3 protein-coding genes are annotated in these 4,230 nt (G+C 74.8%); all 3 read left to right on the top strand.

Annotated elements, in window-relative coordinates; genetic code table 11:
• The first annotated feature begins 336 nt into the window (after positions 1 to 336).
• The gene (locus SSBG_RS13205; RefSeq protein WP_037869672.1) at positions 337 to 1,767 is read left to right on the top strand and encodes a hypothetical protein; all 1,431 of its coding nucleotides are present in this window, start codon (positions 337 to 339) and stop codon (positions 1,765 to 1,767) included.
• A gap of 233 nt (positions 1,768 to 2,000) precedes the next feature.
• Positions 2,001 to 2,927: a tRNA (guanosine(46)-N7)-methyltransferase TrmB gene (trmB, locus tag SSBG_RS13210; protein WP_037869673.1), complete on the top strand. Its 927-nt coding sequence runs from the start codon at positions 2,001 to 2,003 to the stop codon at positions 2,925 to 2,927.
• An 84-nt stretch (positions 2,928 to 3,011) separates the two neighbouring features.
• A partial coding sequence (locus SSBG_RS13215) for a PrsW family intramembrane metalloprotease (protein WP_234010513.1) occupies positions 3,012 to 4,230 on the top strand: 1,219 nt, incomplete at its 3' end.

The following is a 4,230-nucleotide window of genomic DNA, read 5'->3' on the forward strand; positions in this document are numbered from 1 at the left end:
CGGTCGCGGGGCGAGGGCGTCAACAGTGCGTGACCGGCGGCGGGAGGGAGCGCGCGGGGGCCGCGAGCCGGTCGGCGGGGACCGGTGCGGGGCGCGGGGGCGTGGAAAGGTGCTGTCCAGTGGCGGGGGACGGCGGCGGACGGGGGATTCCGCCGGGGCCGGTGCGTGGGTGTCCCCGTACACCGGTGGCGCGGCATGCCCGGATACGGGGAGCGGCAACAATCTCGCCATCCGGAACCGCCGCTCTTAACGCTTGGGATGCGGGGAACTACGCTGGGTTTACCAATGCCGCACGGTTATGCCGGAGCGGCGGGCGTCTGTGTCGAGGGGTGGCGCATGTCCAGGGAGCAACGCGGACCGAACGAGAAACTCGGTGCCGTCCTCGCCCTCGCGGGCATCAGCAACGCGGGGCTTGCGCGGCGTGTGAACGACCTCGGTCAGCAGCGGGGGCTGACCCTGCGTTATGACAAGACCTCGGTGGCGCGCTGGGTGTCGAAGGGGATGGTGCCGCAGGGCGCCGCCCCGCACCTCATCGCGGCGGCCATCGGGCAGAAGCTGGGCCGACCGGTCCCGCTGCACGAGATCGGCCTCGCCGACGCCGACCCGACGCCGGAGGTGGGCCTCACCTTCCCGCGCGACGTCGGCCGGGCCGTGAAATCGGCGACCGAGCTGTACCGGCTCGACCTCGCCGGCCGCCGCGCCGGGGGAGGCATCTGGCAGTCGCTCGCCGGGTCCTTCTCGGTGAGCGCCTACGCCACGCCGGCCTCGCGCTGGCTCATATCCCCGGCCGACGGTTCGGTGGCGCGCGAGCCCGCCGCCGCGGGGCCGGGAGAAGGGGGTGGTACGCCCTTCCGGGTCGGCCACAGCGATGTGCGCAAGCTGCGCGAGGCCGCCGAGGACGCGCGGCGCTGGGACTCCAAGTACGGGGGCGGCGACTGGCGCTCCTCGATGGTGCCGGAGTGCCTGCGGGTCGAGGCGGCACCACTCCTGCTCGGCGCGTACTCCGACGACGTCGGGCGCGCGCTCTTCGGCGCGACCGCCGAGCTGACCCGCCTCGCGGGCTGGATGGCCTTCGACACGGGGCAGCAGGAGGCGGCACAGCGCTACTACATCCAGGCGCTGCGGCTGGCGCGCGCGGCGGCGGACGTGCCGCTGGGCGGGTACGTGCTCGCGACGATGTCGCTCCAGGCCACCTACCGGGGCTTCGGGGACGAGGGCGTCGATCTCGCACAGGCCGCCGCCGAACGGAACCGGGGACTCGCGACCGCGCGCACGATGAGCTTCTTCAGGCTCGTCGAGGCGCGGGCGCACGCGAGGGCCAAGGACGCCCCGGCGGCCTCGGCGGCGCTGCGGGCCGCGGAGAGCTGGCTGGAGCGGGCGCGGCCCGGCGACGAGGACCCGGCATGGCTCGGCTTCTACGGCGAGGACCGTTTCGCCGCGGACGCCGCCGAGTGCTACCGCGACCTCAAGCACCCGCGCCAGGTCCGGCGCTTCACGGAGCAGGCGCTGTCGCGCCCCACGGAGGAGTACGTGCGCTCGCACGGCCTGCGGCTCGTGGTCTCGGCCGTCGCCGAGCTGGAGTCGGGCAACCTCGACGCGGCGTGCGAGCAGGGTTCGCGGGCCGTCGAGGTCGCGGGGCGAATCTCCTCCGCGCGCACGAAGGAGTACGTGAAGGATCTGCTGCGGAAGCTGGAGCCGTACGGCGACGAACCGCGCGTCGCGGAACTGCGCGAACGCGCGAAGCCACTGCTGGTGGCACCGGCGTAGCGGGCGGGGTACGGGGACAGGCGCGCGGGGCGGCGCGGCGGTACGGGGGTGACTCCGGCCACGCGAAGGGGACGCACCCCGCACCCGCCCGGCCCGGCCCCGTACCGCGCACTCCCACCCCACCCCACCCCACCCACACTTATCCACAGGCTGTGGACAATCACACCGCAGCCAAATCTCTCCACACCCACCCGCCCCCGTCCGCCGTCCCGGTTCCGAGAATCGGGGGCATTGTGTCCGAGCACCCCAGCACCCCCGCGCCGACCGCGAGCCACCCGGCCGCCGAGTCCGCCACGCCGACCACCGAACCCGCCGCGCACCCCGGCCGGACCGCCTCGCGACGCCCCGGCCCCGAGGAGCTGCCGCCGCGCACGCGGGCGCAGGGGCGGATGTTCGTCGAAGGAGTGGGCCCCGCCGCCGACCCCTCGCGGGCGCTGGGCGAGCGCCGTATCAAGAGCTTCACCCCGCGCCGCAGCCGCGTGACCACCGCCCAGGCGGAGCACCTGCGGCAGCACTGGTCGCGCTGGGGCCTGGACGTCGACGGGCGCGACGTCCTCGATCTCGGCACCCTCTTCGACGGGCTGCCCGTCGTCCTGGAGATCGGTTTCGGCATGGGCGAGACGACCGCGAAGATGGCCGCCGCCGATCCCGCGACGGGCATCCTCGCCGTCGACGTGCACACGCCGGGGCAGGGGCAGCTGCTCGGTCTCGCGGCGGCGGCCGGACTGGAGAACGTACGGGTCGCGAACGGCGACGCCGTCGTCCTGCTCCGCGACATGCTTCCCGCGGCCTCGCTCGCGGGCCTGCGCGTCTACTTCCCCGACCCCTGGCCCAAGACCCGGCACCACAAGCGCCGGATCATCCAGCCGCACTTCCTCGACCTCGCCGCGAGCCGCATGGCGGAGGGCGCGGTGCTGCACTGCGCGACCGACTGGGAGCCGTACGCGGAACACATGCTGGAGGTGCTGAGCGCGCACCCGGCCTTCGGCAACACCGTGCCGGACGGGGGCTGGGCGCCGCGCCCCGGGTTCCGGCCCGAGACGCGCTTCGAAGGGCAGGGGCTCCGGAAGGGACACGTGGTGCACGACCTGCTCTTCCGCCGGAACGGGTACGAGGTCGCGGAGCCGGAGCGGGTGGGGGCCGCGGCCGAGGAGGGCTGAGCCCCGGGGCGGCCACCACCCCTTCGCCGTGACGAACAGGCGTTCCGGGTTCGGCTGTCGGTGCGGGTCGTTAAGGTCAAAGGCGTGAACCATCCGCCTGCCCCGCCCGCACCGCAGGGGCTTCTGACGCCGCGACGGGCCCGCTGGTGGCGACGCCGCGACGTGCGTCTCACCGGCCTCGCCGTGCTGCTCGCGCTGTGCGGTCTCGTGATGCTGGGGCTCGTGCGGGAGGAGACCGGGACCGAGGCGTTCCTCGTGGGCCTCGTGCTCGCGGTGCTCCCGGCGCCCGTCGTGGTGCTGGCGTTCCGCTGGCTGGGCCGCGCCCACCCGCTGCCCTGGCGCACGCACGCCTTCGTGCTCGCCTGGGGCGCCTGCGCGGGAGCGCTCATCGCGCTCATAGCGAACAGCTTCGCGGCCGTGTGGCTCGCCGACGTCTGGGCCCGTCCGGTCGACCCGAACACGGTCGCCGCGCTCGCGGTCGCGCCCGTCGTCGAGGAGAGCGCGAAGGCCGCGGCGCTGCTGCTCGTCCTCGTCTTCCGCGGCCGTCTGATACGCGGGCCCGTCGACGCGGTGGTCCTCACGGGCCTCACGGCGACGGGCTTCGCCTTCACGGAGAACATCCTCTACCTCGCCAAGGCGTTCGGCTCGGACCGCGACGAGGGCACGGGGGCCGCCATCACCGTCGCGACCTTCTTCGTCCGCGCGGTCTTCTCGCCCTTCGCGCACCCGCTCTTCACCTGCATGACGGGCCTCGGCGTGGGCTTCGCGCTGCTCAGCCGGCGCCGCGTGGGCCGCGTCCTGCTCCCCCTCGCCGGCCTGCTGCTCGCGATGGGGATGCACGCCGCGTGGAACGGCTCGACGGTCCTCGGCCCGCTCGGCTTCCCGCTCGTGTACGTGACGATCATGATCCCCGCGCTGGGGTTCGCCACGTGGTGCGTGCTGTGGCAGCGGCAGCGCGAACTGCGCACGGTGCGCGAGACGCTGCCCCGCTACGCGCTCGCCGGCTGGCTCTCCCCGTACGAGCCCCTCGCCCTCGGCTCGCTGCGCTCCCGCCGCGTCGCCGCCGAGTTCGCCGCGTACCACGGCGTACGTGCCGACGCGCACCGCCTGCGCCAGTACGCCGCCGCCGCGACCCGCCTCGCACTGCTCCGCCACGACGCCGAGCAAGGCCGCCGCACACCCGACTTCCCCCGCCGCGAACGCGCCCTCCTCGACCACCTGTGGCAGCACCGCGCGCTGGCCCGCCCCGCCTTCGCCTACTCCTGGCGCCTCGTCCCGCCCCGCGCCCCCCACCTCCTCCCCG

It is taken from the genome of Streptomyces sp. SPB074, from assembly GCF_000154905.1.
Classification (GTDB): domain Bacteria; phylum Actinomycetota; class Actinomycetes; order Streptomycetales; family Streptomycetaceae; genus Streptomyces.

What these genes read in the sequence shown, in the direction of transcription:
- SSBG_RS13205 (WP_037869672.1), top strand. Translation starts at nt 337, where the DNA reads ATGTCCAGGGAGCAACGCGGACCGAACGAGAAACTCGGTGCCGTCCTC.